Below are 17,154 nucleotides of genomic sequence, written 5' to 3'. Positions count from 1 at the left end.
TCTTCCTACCTGTTCTTCCACTGCGGGGTGCGCTTTTCCAGGAAGGCACGGACCCCTTCGGCGCGGTCCTCGCTGGTGTATGGATTCGGGCCCACGTTCAGGCGCAGTGCCGAGCTGACCGGCAGGCCCCAGCTCTTCACCGCCATCTCCTTGTACCGCCGAAGTGATACCGGCGAGTTTGCGACGATGCCTGCAACGTAGCTCTTCACCTCCGACTCGAAGTCCTCGCGGGATACCACCTTGTTCACCAGGCCGATCTGCTGGGCTTCCTCCACCGGCACCATCCGGGCGGTATAGAGCATGTCCATCGCCAGGGCCCGGGGAATCAGGCGGGGAAGCACCACGGAGCCGAAGTTGGCGCCCATCCCCCGCCGCGCTTCGGTGAGGCCCACGGTGGATCCGGCAACGGCTATGCGGATGTCGCAGGCGAGGGCTATCTCGCACCCGCCCGCGAGGGCATGGCCGTTGATGGCGGCGATCACGGGTTTGTACGTCTCCAGGATTACTTCCAGGAGGGCACGGTACTGGCCGGTCATCGGGGTATGAACCTGGCGTCCGGCCCGTGCCACGCTGTCCATTTCCTTCATGTCACCGCCGGCGCAGAATGCCTTGTCACCGGTTCCGGTGATAACCACGGCCCAGACATCCGGATCTTCCTCGGCCTCGACGAAAGCCTGGACGAGCAGCTGCACGGTATGCCGGCTGATCGCGTTGCGGCGCTCGGGCCGGTTGATGGTAATCCAGGCAACCTGGTCCCGGACCTCATACAGGACCTCGTCAGCGCTGCCGGCAATCAGTCCGTCGCTCATGAATTCTCTCCTTCACCTGTTGTGGATCCCGCTGCGGCCTCAATGACGCCGGCAGCGAGCAGCCCGTCAATCTGCTCTGCGGTGAGCCCCAGTGCGCCAAGAACTTCGGCGGTGTCCGAACCGAGTTCCGGCGGGGTGCGGCGGTGGGCCAGATACTCCCCGTTGAAGGTGATCGGCGTGTTCACCATGGTGACCTCGCCCAGGCGGGGATGGCGCACGGCCTCGAGCTGGGCCAGGGCTTCCACCTGCGGATCGGCCAGCACCCGGTCCAGGGTGTTGACCGCAGAATGAGGCACCTTCGCACGGTCCAGGCGCTCCAGCAGGTCCTCCATCGTGAACTTGGATGTGGCCTCGCCAAGCCGCTCATTGACGGTGTGACGGTTGGCCACCCGGGCCAGATTGTCCTCAAACCCCGGTTCATCGCGCAGATGCCCGGCTTCCAGGGCATCCAGCAGCCGGTAGAAACTCTCGTTGTTGCCAACCGAAAGGAACACGTAGCCGTCTGACGCCGGGAAAGCACCGTTGGGCACGTTGCCGCGGAATCCGGAACCCAGGCGCTCGGGCACCGGGCTCCCTGCGGCAACGGACATCAGCGGGGTATTGACCCAGGCGAGGGCCGTCTGGAGCAGCGAGACCTCCACATGGGTACCCTCACCGGTCTGCTCACGCCGGCGCAGGGCGTCGAAAACGCCCAGCGCCAGCCACATGCCGGTGCCCATATCCATCATGGACAGCGGCACGCGTGCCGGAGGGCCGTCGTCGGATCCGGTCATTGCCACCACTCCGGCGTAAGCCTGCAGCATGGCGTCATAGGCCGGCTGCTGATGGCGCGGGCCGGTGCGTCCGTAGCCCGTCATTTCCACGTAAACCAGCCGCGGGTTGATTTCCCGGATTCGTTCCCAGGAGAAGCCGGCAGCTGCCAGGGCGCCCGGGCGCAGGTTCTGCACCAGGACATCGGCGGTACCGAGAAGCTCTTCCAGGAGTTCGGCACCGCGTTCGTCCTTGTAATTGAGTACCACCGACTTCTTGTTCCGGTTCAGCGAAAGGAAGGTGATGGAGATGCCGCCGCTCAGCGGCGCCCAGGTGCGGGCGTCGTCGCCCCCGTTGAGGCGTTCCACTTTGATCACCTCGGCGCCGAAGTCGGCCAGGATCTGGCAGCCGTACGGCACCGCCACACTGGTGCCGATCTCGATGATGCGGATTCCCTCCAGCGATCCGTTGACGCTCATGATGCCTTCTCCTCTGCTGTGCTCAGCCGTGCTTCGTAGTCGTCCCGCACGGGGGAACGCACCGGCTCCCGCCAGGGCGAGAGTGCGCCCTCGTAAACGGACGGCCCCAGGCGGAAATGCTGGGCTTCCTCAAACGTTTCAATAAACGGCATGTCCATCGGGTACACGTCGGCTCCATAGGGCCGGGGACCTGCCGCCGTCACTTTGGACCACAGCGGATGCCCCACCACTTCCTCGGCGATCTTGCCCGCTTCGATCAGCAGGGGCAGGTCGATTCCGGTCTCGATTCCCTCGGATTCGAGCAGATGCACAAAGTCCTCGGTAGGGATCATCCGGGTGGCGCGGCCGTTGCCGCAGTAGGGGCAGCCGCCCATGCCGCCGATGGCGGTGTCTATCAGCAGGGTGTGCCGCTCATCCAGCTCCTCCATGGCCACGTAGGCCGAGAGCAACGCCATGCCGCGGGCGTCGTGCAGGTGCAGATGGTAGTTGCGGACATCGGGCCAGGTCCTGGTCACTCGGCGCATCATCGAACGCATGGCTGCCGGCGTGTTCCAGCTCATCGGGTCGCCGATCTGAATCCGGGTGACCGGGATTCCCGCGGAAGTCCACGCGTCGTACTGCAGCTGCAGCAGCCGCATCCGCTCGTCTTCGCTGAACTCGCCAAGCCAGTTGGAGCCCCAGGCAGCGTTGATGGAGATCTCTGCGTGGGTGATTCCCTTTGCCTGTGCGGAGGCGACGGAGGCTTCCAGGGCATCGATTTCGTCCTGCTGGCTCCGGTTGGCGTTCCGCCGTACAAAAACATCGCAGAGGTGGACCTTGATGCGTCCAAGCGCCGGGTCCGGGAGGGTCAGTTTGCCGGCGTATGCCGCCCGGCGCTCCTCACCCTTGCGGTTCAGCACGATCGCGGAGTATTCCACCCCTTCTGCCGGAGTGAACCCGTCGATCACTGCTTCCACCTCGGCCATCTGCGGGGTCCACTTGGGACTCACAAATGACCCGACGATGATGCGCTTCAAACCGGTGCGTGACAGCGCGTCCAGCAGCCGGATCTTTGCGGCGACGGGGATGTCGCGGCTTTCGATCTGCATGCCTTCGCGCATCCCCTCCTCTTGGATGAGGACAGTGGGCCTGCCGTTGCTCATTGGTTCCTTCCTGAAATGACGGAGGTGAAGTCCGGTCCCGGGGACTGCAGGACCACCTCGATGATCTGGTCTGCCAGTTCGGCCGGAAAGCCGCCGGCCAGCACGCAGTCGATGCTTTTTGCGCGGAGCTCCTCATCCGTCAGCGGGTCCGCGTACTGGCCGTGGGTGATCTCCACCCGTGCGGCGGTGGTGGAACCGTCCGGGAAGACTGCCTCAACAACCGTGAAGCCCGTGGCGTACTCGGCGGGTCCGACCGGCGGCTCATCGCTTTCCCCCACGCTGACCGTCCGCATCAGCTTCTGGACCTGCTCATCCGCGAAGGCGCGGTCGGTGAAGTCATCCAAGGTGACTTCACCGCGCAGGTAGGCCACAGCAAGCACGTACTCGAGACTGAACTTCGCTTCAGTGCCCGACGCCGGTGCAGTGCGGCGCAGCGGCCTGCTGCCCCTCCGGTGCAGGGTGGCACGGATGGAGACCGGCGGGTTGCGGGGCTTCTCCGCCCGGATCTGCAGCATGGCGTCTATGCCGCGGTGCGTCCCGTAGCAGCTGGCGTAGCGTTTGAGTCCCCAGTCATGGACCCAGGCTTCCGTCCAGTACTCCAGGCGCTCGTCCAGAGTCTGGGCTGCGGAACCGACCGGAGCAAGCTGCGGATCGCCGTAGCGTTCCAGGAACCCATTGGGCGATTCCAGCTCCTGGGGGTTCGAGGTGAACCCGGCCCGGGCCAGCTCCACGGCCATAACGGCGTCGCGGGCGGCCGCCCCGGCGTGCAGCGGTTTGGTCATGGACCCGAAGTTGGGCCGTGACCCCGCGGCCAGGGAGGCCACCAGACCCAGAGCATGGCGGGCTGAATCCAGGTCAAGCCGCCCCAGATGGGCAAGGGCAGCTGTCCCGGCAAGCCTGCCGATGGTGGACGTGCTGTGCCAGCCCCGGCCGTAGTGGACATGCTGCGGCAGCAGTTCCGCGAGGGCGCGGAATGCTGCCGCGCCCACGTCATAGGCAGAGATAAAACGTTCCGGCTCAGCGGCGGCACCACCCCATGCCTCTGCTGCCGCCACCAGCGCCGGCATCAGCACGGCACTTGGGTGCAGGGGCATGGACGGGGAGATGTCGTCGAAATCCAGGAGGTGTGCCACCGTCCCGTTCACCAGGGCCGCGGTGGACGCCGAGGTCTTCTCCCCTGTGGTCCAGACGGTGGCGGGGCCTGACGGGGACTCGGCCCGGGCCCAGGTGCGCAGGATGCGCTCGCCGGGCGACCCCGCCCCGCCCAGGGTCACGGCCACTGTGTCCACAAGGGCCCTGGCTACCTCCGCGCGGTGGAGCGAGGAAGCCGGGGCACCGGACACGGCATAGGACGCAAGAACCTCGGTGGCGCCCATCTCCGCTGAGTACTCGGCCAAGGCGTCAGAACGACTTCGGCAGGCCGAGAGTGCCGTGCGCAATGCCGGCCAGCACCAGGTTGTTGCTGATCGGTGCGGTGCGCGGCAGCCGGGCTTCCCGCCATTTGCGTTCGATGCCGTATTCCTCAGCGGCAGCGTACCCGCCGAAGGTGTCGAACGCCGCGTCAGCCGCCGCCCAGAGCGCCTCTGAGGCCAGCAGCTTCGCACCGTTCACTTCAAAGCGCGGGTTCTCCCCCGCGGCATACATTTCGGCGGCACGCCAGCGCATCAGCGAAGCTGCCTGGAGCTGGGCGTAGGCCCGGGCCAGCGGAACCTGAAGTGCCTGGTTCTGGCCGATCTTGCGGCCGAACACCTCGCGCTCGTTTGCATACTGCACGGCGCGGTCCAGCAGGTGGAACCCTGCGCCGATGTACTCGCTGGTGACAATCACCCGCTCGGAGTTCATGCCGGAGAGGATCACCCGGAACCCCTTGTCCTCCTCGCCGATGCGGTTGGCAACGGGCACCCGCAGGTTGCGGATGGCCAGCTCGTTGGTCTCGTGGTTGACCATCGTCTTGATGGGCGTGGCAACAATCTGGCCGTTTTCGATGGCCTTGCGCAGGTCCACCAGCAGCACCGTGAAGCCGTCCGTGGGCTTGACCCCGTCTTCCCGCTTGGTGGTGCGGGTCAGCAGCAGCAGCAGGTCGGAGTGCTGGACGCGGGAGATGAAGATCTTGTTGCCGTTGACCACGTACTCGTCACCCTCACGCACAGCGAAGGTCTTGATGCGGGTGGTGTCGCTGCCGGCATCCGGCTCGGTGACGCCGAAGGACTGCAGACGCAGTTCGCCAGAGGCAATCTTCGGCAGCCACTCGGCTTTCTGCTCCAGTGATCCGTGGCGGAGAATCGCACCCATGGTGTACATGCCGGCACGGGCGGCGCCTGCGTGGCAGCCGTTGCGTTCGATCTGCTCGAGCACCACCGCGGCGTCGCGGATGTCAGCACCGCCGCCGCCGTACTCCTCGGGAATGAGCATGCTCATGAACCCGGAGTCATAGAGGGCATCCACAAACTCTTCCGGGTAGGTGGAGGCGGCGTCGTGTTTGCGCCAGTACTCGTTGTCGAACGGGGTGCACAGATCGTCGATCGCCTTGCGGATGACGAGCTGGTCCTCAGTTAGCCCAAATGCAGAGGACTCGATGTTGCCTGCCATGGTTACTCCTTAGGTCGTGTTGTGACCAGTGAAGCCGCGCCCGGGGCGCTGTGAAACCGGATGTATCACCGGGTGGAATTCGGTCCGGCAGTTTCTTTGGGCTGCCGCTTCCGGCCTTGCACATTCCGCAGCTTCCGGCGTCCCTTACTGGCCTGCGGCCGCGGTTTCGCCGGAGACGCGGCGCGGTTCAGCAAGGCAGCGGCCCCCGGGAAGCAGAACAGGATCAGCGCTGCAAGAGCCAGCCCGGCACCCAGGATCAGGAAGGCGGTCCGCACCCCCAGCGCATCAGTGAGGGCGCCCGCCAGCAGGGCGCCGACAGCCACGGAGGTGGAGAAAACCATGTGCCGCACCGCCAGGATCCGGCCGCGCAGTGCGTCCGGGGCAAGCAGCTGGATCACGGAGTTGAAGGTGGACATGGCGGCAAGGAAGGCCGCGCCGATCAGGACGGCGGCTGCGATCCCCCATCCCATCGCGGACACCGAGCCGAGGAGGACATGGCCTGCACCCAGGGCAGTGACGCCCAGAACCGCGGCGCGGGCAAAGGACGGCTGACGCCTCCGGCGCAGCAGTCCGGCCAGCGCATAGAGAACCGACCCGGCGCCGAGTGCCGCGGTCAGCAGGCCCAGGCCAATGGCGTCGGTGTGATAAACCGTCTCGGCGAAAACCACGGTCATGCTGAAGATCGGGTTGCTGAGCATGCCCACGAGGCAGCACAGCGCCACGGCCAGCAGCAGCGGACGGCTGGATGCCAGGTACACCGCTGCCTCGCGCCACTGAGCGGCGAAACCCTGCCGGCTGGACGGTTTAGCCACCGCCCGGTGCGCCCGCACGAACAACAGGGCCACCACCACCACGCTGAAGGACACCGCGTTGAGGAAAAAAGCCCAGGTTGCGCCAAGAGTGGCGAGCAGGACACCGGCAAGGGCGGGGCCCAGCGCACGGGCCAGGTTGAACTGCAGTGAATTCAGCGTGACGGCGGAGATGACGTCCTGCCTGGGCACCAGATCGTTGACCAGGGACTGCCATGCCGGGTTGTTCAGCCCGTTGAACACACCGGAGATCGTCAGCAGCGTGATCAGCAGGACCGGAGAATGCAGGCCCGAGGCCCACTGCACCCACATCGCCAGCGCGGCGGCTCCCAGACAGACCTGGGTCCACAGCAGCAGGACCCGCCGGTCCACTGAATCTGCCAGCAGTCCGCCCAGCGGGGAGAGCACCAGCGCCGGACCAAACTGGGCCGCCGCGGCGAGCCCCACCCAGAAGGCGCTGCCCGTGGCCTGGTACAGCACGTAGGGGACGGTCAGGTTGCCCAGCCAGGTGCCGGTGTTTGAGACCAGGGCAGAACCCCAGAAAAGGGCATAGCCACGGTGGCGAAGTGCGGCAAAGGGATGCCCCTGGGGCAGCGGGGCGGCGGCAACGGCTGACATGCTGGTGTCCAATCACGGATGCGGGCCGGGGAAAGGCAGGCCAAAGCCCGGCACGGAATCCGTGCCGGGCTTTGGCTTATGGATACTAATCAGGACACAGTCCCGTTTGGGACGGCGGCCGAAACGCTAGCGCCCGAAGGCGGCGCGCCAGAGTGCTGCGTCCTCAGAGGCGTAGGTCAGTTCATCCTCAGCCGGCATCAGCCAGACCTGGTCTGAATCCAGCCGCGGCAGATCCCGGCCGGCAGCGGCGGGCGGGTCCACGTCCGCGCGGACTGAGTAGTCCCCCACCTGACGGATCACTGACTGTCCGCGTTCGGAAAGCGCATAGTTCAGGTACACCTCGGCGGCTTCGGGGTTCTTGCTGTCAGCCGTCCGGCCGGCGAAGAAACTGAACAGCACAATTCCCTCCTCAGGCACCACGTACTCGATCGGGGCGCCGTCCTCCGTGATGGCAACATTCACTGCGGCAGTACCGGCTGTGGCTACGTTGAGTTCGCCGCGGGCCAGGGCTTCCTGGCGCTGTCCGCCGCTGTCATAGACCGTGGGCTTGAGGGCGGCCATCTTGGTCCAGTAGTCCGGATCGACTTCTTCCTGGATGAACCGGTTCAGTGCAATCGAGGAGCCGCCGGCGCTGCCCTGGACAATGCCGATCTTGCCTTCGTTGGCCGGATCGAGCAGGTCCTTCCAGGAGGTGGGTGCATCTTCTTCCGAGACGTTGTTCGTGTTGTAGGCGAACGTGACGGGAACGTTGGCGAACGTGACGAACTTGCCGTCGTTGTGCTGGACCTCGGGCAGATCCTCTACGGAAGCCGGAACGAAGCTGTCCCAGATTCCGGCTTCGTCAAAGCCGTTGGCCACTTTGTAGTCGGAGGTGATCAGCACGTCTGCACCGAGCTGCCCGGCGCCGGCTTCGGAGAGCACCCGCTCGGAGAGCTTGTTCGTCACGTCGCGGACGAATTCCACCTTGATGCCGGTGTCTTCGGTAAACGCTTCGTTCAGGACGTGCTGGTTGGCTTCCTGGTAGCCGGTGTAAACGGTGAGGGTTTGTTCCTTGGCCGCTTCATAGGTTTCCTGGTCGGCAATCTGTTCCCCGTTGATCACCAGGCTGCCGCCGGCGGTATCCACCTCTGCTGCGTCCGTGACCACGGAGTTGGCAGACGCGGAACCGCACGCGGTCAGCGTCAGCATCAGAACGGCAAGCGAGGCAATGCTGCCAGTGCGCTTCTTCATGGATGAGCCTTTCGTTGTTTAGCGTCATTGCTAGGCGGGCCGGGCCGCGTCTTCACGTCCCGGCACCGGGACTTAGTTGGCGGGTTCCTTGAACTTCTTTTCGCGGATGCCGATGATCTGCGTGGCGATCGCCACGATTGCGATCAGCAGGACGAACACCAGGCTGATTGCCGCGGAGTAGCTGATGCTGCCGTTCTCGAAGCTGTGGAACACCAGGATGGAAAGCACCCGGGTATCCGAGGTGTAGACAAAGAGGATGGCGCTCATCTCCCGCAGTCCCAGCATGAGCAGCAGCAGCAGCGTGGACACCATGCCCGTGCGCATCAGCGGAATGGTGATGTCACGGACCGCCTTCAGCCGGCCTGCACCGAGCATGACGGCGCTGTGTTCGAGGTCGCCGTCCATCTGCAGCATCGACGAGGAGATGCTGCGGTACCCCTGCGGCATGTTCACTGCCACCGTGGCAATGACCAGCAGCAGGAGCGTGCCGAAGACCGGAAGCGGCAGGGTCAGCCATCCCCAGAGGATGCCCATGCCCAGGACCACCTGCGGGATGGCCAGCGGAAGCATTGAAACCTGTTCCAGCAGCTGCCCGGCCTTGGAAGTGGTACGGAACCGTACGTAGGAGGCCATGAAGGCAATCAGGGTGCCGGCGGCAGCGGCGCACAGTGCCATGAGGATCGAGTTCCACGTCGACTGCTGGAAGTCAGCCTGGCTGACGGCCTGGACCAGCCGGTGCGCGGAGAAACCGCCGAAGAGGTCCGAGAACCGGCTGATGTAGGTCTTTTCGCCCATGGCGGTGAAGACGAGGGCCCCCACCGGCAGCACAACGGCCAGCGCGAAGTATGCCGCGGCGAAGCCTGTGGCCACCCAGCGAAGCCAGCGCAGCGGGATCGTGCGCGGGCGGTTGCCCTTGCCGGTCATCGTGGTGAACCGTTTGCGGTTGACCACTCTCTGCTGCAGCCAGGTCACTGCCACCACGGCTACCGTGAGGGCAATGGCTATGCCGGCCGCGGCGTTGGGACGGGAGTCACCGGCCATCAGCCGGTAGATGTAGGTGGGAAGGGTCTCGATGCCGGCAGGGTTGCCAAGAATCGCATTGACCGGGAAGTTCTCCATGGCGAGCGTGAAGCAGAGGATCGCGGCACCTGCCAGCGCCGGGATGGACAGCGGCAGGGTAACGGTGCGGAACAGGCGTCCCAGGCTGGCACCGTGAACCGATGCCGCCTCTTCCAGGTCAGCGTTCATCATCGAGAAGGAGCTGTACGTGAGCATAAATGCGTACGGTGCGTAGTAGAGCCCCAGGACGAAGATGATTCCGCCGTAGGAGTAGATGTTCAGCGATCCGCCGATCCCGATGGCGTCCAGGAAGAGGTTCAGGTGGCCGGCGCTGGGGCTGGCCAGGATGGACCAAGCCAGGGCGCCCACAAGTGCGGGCAGGAACATCGGCGCAATGCCGGTGATGTAGATGAACCGCTTCCAGGGAGCGTCAGTCCGCGCGGCAATGAAGGCCAGCAGCGCCCCGATCAGCAGGGAGAGTATGCCTGCGCCTGCTCCGATGATCAGGGAATTGATGATGCTCTGGACTCCCTCGGGGGTGCCCAGGATTCCGAAGTTCGCCCAGGTGAAGGTGCCTACCTGGGTGTTGCCCGGCCGCGGCACCGCGGTGGAGAACGCCGCGATGACAATAAAGATGATGGGCAGGATGATCAGGAAGAACAGCAGCACGCCAAGAATGCCGCTGGGGATTTCCCGCCGGAGGTTCTTCAGTGCCACCAGTCCGCGCCGGCGGCGTGAGGGAGCCGGGGTCCGGCTCTCCCGCTTTGGTGCTGAGCCGCCGTCCGGGGACGTGTTCGGCTTCGACGTGGTTGAGGGAAGCGTGGCGGTCATGCTGCCACCGCCGCGCCGAGCTGCCGGGGCTCCGGGTTCTGCGGAAGAACCTGCACAGCCTCGGGCCTGATGGTCACCCATACTTCCTGTCCGGGCGAGAAGCGCTCAGCGGCTCCGAGCGGTGCCAGGATATCGAGCTCGGTCACGTCCGCTCCCATATCAACGGCATAGCGGATGCTGCTGCCCTGGAAGCTGGCTACCTTTACGGTGCCCCGCCAGCTGTTTGCCCCTGCAGCGCCGGTGCTCGAAAGCAGCAGGTCCTCGCTGCGGAAGCAAGCCCGCAGGTCCTCCCCCTGTGTATCTGCTGCGCCGGCTGAGTCCAGAACAAGGCTGCTGCCTGAGATGGTCCATTTACCCCCCGCGGCGGGATCCACGCGGTGCACATTGGAGACGCCGAGGAAGTGTGCAATGGACGCGCTCGCCGGCTCCAGGTACATGGACGTGGGATCTTCCATCTGGACGATGATGCCGTCCTGCATCAGCGCGATCCGGTCGGCGAGTGCGAAGGCTTCCTGCTGGTCATGGGTGACGTACACCGTGGTCAAACCCAGCTGGAGCTGGATTTCGCGCAGTTCGATGCGCAGACGGTCGCGCAGCCTGGCGTCCAGGTTCGAGAGGGGTTCGTCGAGCAGCAGGACGTCGGGGCGCATCACCAGGCTACGGGCCAGGGCCACACGCTGCATCTGGCCGCCGGAGAGCAGGCTGGCGCCGCGGCCGGCAAAGTCCTCCAGGCCAACGAGCTCCAGGACCTCATGGACCCGCTGCTTGATTTCAGTTTTGCCGATTCCCTGGATTTTCAGGGAGTAGGCCACATTCTCGAAGACCGTCATATGCGGCCAGACGGCGTAGGACTGGAACACCATGCCGACGTTGCGTTTGTTGGGCGGAAGGTTAATCCCGGCCTCTGCGTCGAAGACCACCGTGTCTCCGATGGTGATGCGGCCGGCAGTGGGCTGCTCGAGGCCGGCAATGCAGCGCATGGTGCTGGTTTTTCCGCAGCCGGATTTACCCAGCAGAACCACTGATTCGCGGTCCCCGATTTCGACGTTCATGTTATCGATTGCGGTGAACTTGCCGTACCGCAGCTGGAGGTTTTCGATAGTAATCTTCATTGTTCTGCCTATTCGAAGTAAGTGAACGCCTCGATCAGCACCGGCTCCTGGGCGCTGAAGGCCCGGGTCAGTGCGTCGCGAAGCTCGGCCTCGGTGGCTGCCGATTCAGCCCGGACTCCATAGCCCTTTGCAATGGCCACGAAATCGATTCCCGGAAGCTCGAAGGAAGGTGTTCCGAGGGTGTCGAGACGCCGGCCGAAATTGACCAGGGCTCCGTATGTTTCATTGCGGAAGATGACAAAGACCACCGGAAGCTTGTGGCGGGCGGCGGACCAGAGGCCCGTAATGCCGAAGTTTGCGGAACCGTCGCCGATCTCGGCGACAACCCGGCGTCCGGGCTGGGCCAGCTGGATCCCGACGGCGGCGGGGAGGCCAAAACCGAGACCGCCTGCGGCCGCTGAATAAAAGGAGCCCTGCGTCCGCAGCTGAACGTGCGCCCAGAAGGACTCAGCCGTGGACGTCGACTCGACAACGTGGATGAGGTTGTCCGGTCCGGTCTCCTGGATGGCCCGGAACACCGTATCGGGGTGCATACGGCCGGGCCTGTCGATCCCCGGCGACGGAATGCGCCGCGCCGGAACAGTGGTGTTGGGACGGGGACGGACCGATTCGGCCAGCCCGGTAAGCGTGTCCGCCACGGGTGCCAGGTAGGCATCGCCGAAGGGTGCCCGTGCCAGTTCGTCCGGGTCCTGGGCTACGTGGACCAGGCGGGTGCCTTCGGCAAGGTAGCTTCCCGGCTTGTCGTGGTGGTAGCGGAAGACCGGCGCACCGACCACGAGGACCAGGTCATGCCGGGAAAGGAGCCGGGAAATGTCCGCTACGTTGGCTGGCAGCAGGCCCGCGAAATGCGGGTGGTCCGTCGGAAAGGGGCAGCGGGCGGGCGAGGGGGCGATCCAGACCGGGGCGCCGAGCCGTTCCGACAGGGCTACTGCGACGTCGTTGGAGCAGGTGGCGTCAACCTCCGGCCCCAGTACCAGTACCGGCGAGACCGCCTGGTCCAGCAGGGCAGTCAGTTCCTGAAGCTGTTCGGGTGCCAGCGTGAGCGCATCCTGGACCGTCCTGGAGATGGTCATCTGCGTGTTGTCGTCTACCGGGTGGTCCCAGTCATCGTGCGGAATCGAGACGTGTGCCGGGCCCTTGGGATGCATTCCCGCCAGGTGAATTGCCTGTGCCAGCGTGCGGACGACGTCGTTTGCCGAGAGCGGCTCGGCGCTGAACTTTGTCATCGGCTGGGGCAGCAGTGCGGCGTTGGCGCTGCTCACCATGATCTCCTGGCCAACCATGTCCCGGAGCTGCTGGCCCGAGAGCACAACCACGGGAGACTTGGACTGGACGGTGTTTGCCAGTACGCCCATGGACGTTCCGGTACCGGCGGCAGAGTGCAGGCTTACCAGTGGGATTTCACCCGAAGCCTGGGCGTAGCCGTCCGCCATCGCCATTACGGCGCCTTCGTGGAGTCCCATGATGTAGTGGAAATCCGCGGGAAAGTCCTTGAGGAACTGGAGCTCATTTGATCCGGGGTTGCCAAAGACTTTTGTCATCCCCTTTCGACGCAGCAACTCATATGCTGCTTCGCGGTTTGTCGCCGCCATGTGGATCCCTTTGATTTTGGTGAATGTGTTCCATATCACCCTAGGAGACCTGAACATAAACTCAAACAATGAATACTTGATGCCGACATAGACACTACTTATAGTCAGGTGATGGCCACCTATGACCTCGGCATGCTCCGTGTTTTTGTACTCGTCTACGAGACCGGCAGCGTGACCCATGCATCCGAACGTTTGTTCATCAGCCAGCCGTCCGTCAGTTACACGCTGCGTAAACTTCGGTCACACTTCGGGGACCCGCTCTTCCAGCGGAAGGGCCAGGGACTGGAACCCACGCCGGCAGCGCATGAACTCTATCCCAAGCTCCGCCGTGTCCTTGAATCACTCGATGACATCATGGAACCCCCCGGGGATTTTCAGCCCCGGACCTCTACCCGCCGCTTCCGGCTGCGCATGACCGACGCGGGCGTGAGCGGGCTGCTGCCCTCGATCCTGCGGTCCGTCCGCAGCGAGGCGCCCGGAGTGACTCTCGAAATCGATTCCCTGAACCTCGCCACCGTGCTGCATGACCTGCGCACCGGGGCCGCTGACGCCGCCATCTGCACCACCCGGCTGGACGAGTCGGACATCCGCAGGGACGTGCTCTTCAACCAGGAATACGTGGGGCTGTGCGCCGCCGACCATCCGCGGATCTCAGAGGAGCCGGCGCTTGGTACCTATGAGGGTGAGGAACACGTAGCGGTTGCCACCTCCACGGGCCACACGGCCCTGGATGCACGGGTGAGGGAACTGGGCATCAACAGGCGGGTCTCGGTGGTCATTCCCACCTTCAGTTCACTTCCGGAGCTCCTGGAGGGCAGCGACCTGATCTCCTATGCACCCGCCGGCGTGGCCAGCCGGCTGACGCGGCGCCACAACCTCCGCGTCTTCCGCCTTCCATATGACCTGCCGGTAACCCAGGTGGCCATCTACACCCTCCGGCGCGAACTGCCCGCAGCCGAGATGGAGTGGTTCCGCAACACCGTCACCTCCTCGGTGCAGGCCCGGCACAGCCCGGCTGCCAACAGTGTCCGCGTTGCCGGCGGCTTTGCCTGAGCCCTGTGTCGCGGCGTGACGCAATTTCACCCAGCGAGAGGCCCCTTGACGGAAGAGTGACGGCTGCAACATTCTAGTAAGCGGAATTAAAGTCTGTCCTGCAGAATGGAGCCGTGATGACGACCGAGACAGTCACCGCCGATGAGGCGTTCTACGCCGAGTTGGCTGAGAACAACTATTCCCCGCTATGGAAGCTGATGGGCGGCATTGGCTCCGAAGCCAAAACGAACCTGGTACCCCACATCTGGCGCTACGAGCAGGCCCGGGAACTGATGGTCCGCGCCGGCGAGGTTGTGCCCCTGGAGGATGCGCTGCGCCGTGTCCTGGGATTCCGGAACCCCGGCTCACGACCGGACCAGCGCACCGGTGCCACCGATTCCCTCTGGGCAGCCCTCCAGCTGGTAATGCCCGGCGAAGTGGCACCTCCGCACCGCCACACTCCCTCGGCCCTGCGCTTCATTGTGGAAGGCGAAGGCGCCTACACCGTGGTGAACGGCCAGCGGGTGCCCATGGAAGTGGGAGATTTCCTTCTCACGCCGTCGCTGCACTGGCATGAGCACGGCCATGAGGGCGAGGGTCCCATGATCTGGCTGGACGGCCTGGATTCCCCGCTGATCAGCCGGCTGAACCAGTACATCATTGATGAGTCCGCAATCGAACAGCCCGTGGACAAGGCCATGCCGGCGGCATACATCGAAGGCATGCTGGCCAAGACCTACGGCGAGCCCCACCAGCTGCAGCAGCCGCTTGTGTACAAGCTGGCCGATGCCATGGCTGCCCTTGACTACCTGCGCGACGGCGACGGCGACCCGTACGATGACATCATCGTCGAGTACAAGAACCCCGTCACCGGCGGGCCGGTCATGACCACCATTTCCGCTTACCTCCAGCTGATCCGGCCGGGTGTGGACACTCTGTCCCACCGGCACACGCACAGCACCGTCTACCACGTGGTCAGCGGCAGCGGATACTCCATTGTGGACGGCCAGAAGATCGAATGGACAAAGGGCGACACGCTCGCCATTCCCCTTTGGTACGAACACTCGCACCACAACCACACAGATGAGGACACCGTGCTTTTCTCCTATACCGATCGTCCGGCCATTACGGCACTGGGTCTCTGGCGTGAGCAGGGGGCGAAGTAATGCGGGTTTGCGTCTTCAACGAACAGCTCATCGGTGCCCTGGCCGAAGACGGCACGGTTGTTGATCTCACGGATCTGCTTCCGCCGCATACTTCGGCAGATGAACGGATGAATGCCTTGATCTCCGGCTGGGCTTCGCTTCAGGCTCCGGCCGCCAAGCGGGTAGCCGCCGGCGGGGGCATCCCGGAGGCCGAGGTTACGCTGCGTGCTCCGCAGCCGCGTCCCCGCAACCTGTTTGCCGCACCGGTTAACTACCACAAGCACCAGCAGGAAATGGGCGGCGAAAACGGCGTCTACACCGACCGCAAGATCCTCACCGCAGAGGTGCGCAAGGGCTTCCTCAAGGCAGTGACTTCCATCGTCGGTCCGGACGGAGCGATTGAGCTGCCCTGGGAGGACCGGCGGTTCGACCATGAGGCTGAAATTGGTGTGATCATCGGCCGGACCGCCAGCCGGGTTTCCGCCAAGGACGCGCTGGACTACGTCTTCGGGTACACACCTCTGCTGGACATCACCCTCCGCGGCGAGGAGGACCGGTCCTTCCGGAAGTCGTTCGACACTTTCACTCCGCTGGGCCCGTACATCGTTACCGCAGATGAAGTCCCGGACCCCGAGAACCTGGATTTCTGGCTGACGGTGGACGGCGAAGAACGCCAGCGTTCCAACACGTCCTACCTGATTTACGGGATTGCCAAGCTCATTGAGGTGTACTCCGAGGTGATGACTCTGCAGCCGGGCGACGTCATCGCGACCGGCACACCCGAAGGCGTCGGCCAGATCCTGCCCGGCGAAACCGTAGTGCTGACGATCCCCGAGGTCGGGGAGCTGACCATGCCGGTGGTTGCCCGCAGCTAGCGGCGGCATTCACCGCTGGGTGTTATGAGGCCTGGGGCCGGCTGCATTCGGCCGGCCCCAGGCCTCAAATGCATCCGTGTGCGCCCCGGATTGGACCAGGGCCATGTGCATGGCAGTCTGCCGCAGGGCCGAAACCAGATAGTGGCGGGTCAGCGCGTCCCAGCCCCGGCCCCAGCTGAGCCGTTCCGCGGTCTGCCATACGGCAGCCCCGGGATCCGCCAGGAGGACCCGTTCCACTTCGGCGGTCCGGATCAGGTGCCTGCGCGCGATGGCCCGGGCACGTGCGGCAATGCCCCGGTAACGGTATTCGTGGCCGGGGAGGTTCTCGCAGTCGTCATAGGCACTCAGCCGCTGCAGGCTCTGCAGGTAAAGCTCCAGCGGATTCCCGGGAAACCCGCCCGCGGCGCCCATCCCCGGCGTCACCCGGGGCAGGAGCTGGTCGCCGGAGAAAAGGAGCCGCCGGTCCTCGTCCACCAGGCACAAGTGACCCGGTGTGTGCCCAGGCGTGTGCAGCACCCGCAGCCGCCTGCCCGGTATCTGCAGCAGCTCGCCGTCCTCCACCAGCTGGTCTGCCGGCACCACCACCCGCGGGCTGCCCGCGGCATAGCCCATTACTTCCTCAAAACGTCCGGCCGGGACCGCCCACCTCTCCAGGTCCGCCCGGATTTTTGACCGGTCCGATACCCACGACGCATAGGCCTGCTGCGCCTCGTGCTCGCGGCGGTGCATCACCACCCGGCTTCCATGGAGCGCTTTCAGGCGCCCCGCCAGTCCGGTGTGATCCGGGTGCAGGTGGGTAACGATCGCTGAGACCGGCACGCCGGACGGGGCGCCGAGCCGGGTCAGCGCTGCCTCCAGAATTCCGGCGTTGCCGTCCAGGTCCCAGCCGGGATCCAGCACGTGGATCCCTCCCGCGCTGTCCGCGATGAGATAGCAGAGCGTAAAGGGCATGTGGCCGGGCCTGTTCCGCTGGGGCAGCGTCCACACTCCTTCGGCTACCTCCTCGGCTGCAGGCAGGCGGCCTTCGCTCTGCGCCTGGAACTCCTGGCTGCTAACCGGTGTGGTCATAGATGTGCGGTCCT

General features: G+C 64.8%; 14 protein-coding genes. 3 read left to right on the top strand and 11 right to left on the bottom strand.

The window, feature by feature from the left end; all coding sequences use genetic code 11:
• Window positions 1–5: 5 nt before the first annotated feature.
• From ACWGQ2_RS16655 to mdlC, 10 genes are all read right to left on the bottom strand, one after another.
• On the bottom strand, window positions 6–809 hold the full coding sequence (locus ACWGQ2_RS16655; protein ID WP_452019248.1) for an enoyl-CoA hydratase/isomerase family protein: 804 nt from the start codon (window positions 807–809) through the stop codon (window positions 6–8).
• A complete protein-coding gene (locus ACWGQ2_RS16650; protein WP_452019246.1) occupies window positions 806–2,038 on the bottom strand; it encodes a CaiB/BaiF CoA transferase family protein in 1,233 nt (410 codons plus the stop codon). Before ACWGQ2_RS16650 ends, ACWGQ2_RS16655 begins: the two co-directional genes overlap by 4 nt.
• Entirely contained in the window at window positions 2,035–3,180 is a 1,146-nt protein-coding gene (locus ACWGQ2_RS16645) for a citramalate synthase (RefSeq protein WP_452019244.1), read from the bottom strand. The genes ACWGQ2_RS16650 and ACWGQ2_RS16645 overlap by 4 nt, the downstream gene beginning before the upstream one ends.
• Entirely contained in the window at window positions 3,177–4,556 is a 1,380-nt protein-coding gene (locus tag ACWGQ2_RS16640) for an MmgE/PrpD family protein (RefSeq protein WP_452019242.1), read from the bottom strand. Before ACWGQ2_RS16640 ends, ACWGQ2_RS16645 begins: the two co-directional genes overlap by 4 nt.
• 25 nt (window positions 4,557–4,581) lie before the next feature.
• Complete coding sequence (locus ACWGQ2_RS16635) at window positions 4,582–5,769, bottom strand: acyl-CoA dehydrogenase family protein (protein WP_452019240.1); 1,188 nt, start codon at window positions 5,767–5,769, stop codon at window positions 4,582–4,584.
• 65 nt (window positions 5,770–5,834) lie between these two features.
• Window positions 5,835–7,196, bottom strand: a complete 1,362-nt coding sequence (locus tag ACWGQ2_RS16630) for an MFS transporter (RefSeq protein ID WP_452019238.1) — start codon at window positions 7,194–7,196, stop codon at window positions 5,835–5,837.
• Window positions 7,197–7,322: 126 nt separating this feature from the next.
• On the bottom strand, window positions 7,323–8,426 hold the full coding sequence (locus ACWGQ2_RS16625; RefSeq protein ID WP_452019236.1) for an ABC transporter substrate-binding protein: 1,104 nt from the start codon (window positions 8,424–8,426) through the stop codon (window positions 7,323–7,325).
• A 72-nt stretch (window positions 8,427–8,498) separates the two neighbouring features.
• A complete protein-coding gene (locus tag ACWGQ2_RS16620) occupies window positions 8,499–10,316 on the bottom strand; it encodes an ABC transporter permease (protein ID WP_452019234.1) in 1,818 nt (605 codons plus the stop codon).
• Window positions 10,313–11,428 (bottom strand): ABC transporter ATP-binding protein, encoded by a 1,116-nt coding sequence (locus ACWGQ2_RS16615; RefSeq protein WP_452019232.1) that lies wholly within the window; start codon window positions 11,426–11,428, stop codon window positions 10,313–10,315. The genes ACWGQ2_RS16620 and ACWGQ2_RS16615 overlap by 4 nt, the downstream gene beginning before the upstream one ends.
• 8 nt (window positions 11,429–11,436) lie before the next feature.
• The gene (gene mdlC, locus ACWGQ2_RS16610) at window positions 11,437–13,020 is read right to left on the bottom strand and encodes a benzoylformate decarboxylase (protein ID WP_452019230.1); all 1,584 of its coding nucleotides are present in this window, start codon (window positions 13,018–13,020) and stop codon (window positions 11,437–11,439) included.
• A gap of 111 nt (window positions 13,021–13,131) precedes the next feature.
• Between mdlC and ACWGQ2_RS16605 the strand changes: the two genes are divergently transcribed.
• The 3 genes from ACWGQ2_RS16605 to ACWGQ2_RS16595 all read left to right on the top strand — a co-directional run bounded on the left by ACWGQ2_RS16605 (window position 13,132) and on the right by ACWGQ2_RS16595 (window position 16,072).
• On the top strand, window positions 13,132–14,073 hold the full coding sequence (locus ACWGQ2_RS16605; protein WP_452019228.1) for a LysR family transcriptional regulator: 942 nt from the start codon (window positions 13,132–13,134) through the stop codon (window positions 14,071–14,073).
• A gap of 116 nt (window positions 14,074–14,189) precedes the next feature.
• Window positions 14,190–15,218, top strand: a complete 1,029-nt coding sequence (locus ACWGQ2_RS16600; RefSeq protein WP_452019226.1) for a cupin domain-containing protein — start codon at window positions 14,190–14,192, stop codon at window positions 15,216–15,218.
• Window positions 15,218–16,072: a fumarylacetoacetate hydrolase family protein gene (locus tag ACWGQ2_RS16595; RefSeq protein WP_452019224.1), complete on the top strand. Its 855-nt coding sequence runs from the start codon at window positions 15,218–15,220 to the stop codon at window positions 16,070–16,072. The genes ACWGQ2_RS16600 and ACWGQ2_RS16595 overlap by 1 nt, the downstream gene beginning before the upstream one ends.
• 9 nt (window positions 16,073–16,081) lie before the next feature.
• On the opposite strand, the gene ACWGQ2_RS16590 is transcribed toward ACWGQ2_RS16595, so the two are convergent.
• The gene (locus ACWGQ2_RS16590; protein ID WP_452019222.1) at window positions 16,082–17,140 is read right to left on the bottom strand and encodes an MBL fold metallo-hydrolase; all 1,059 of its coding nucleotides are present in this window, start codon (window positions 17,138–17,140) and stop codon (window positions 16,082–16,084) included.
• Window positions 17,141–17,154: the final 14 nt, after the last annotated feature.

The organism is Arthrobacter sp. NPDC055585 (assembly GCF_053619115.1).
The sequence above is the reverse complement of the archived record's forward strand: the minus strand, read 5'-3'. Positions and strand labels throughout refer to the sequence as shown.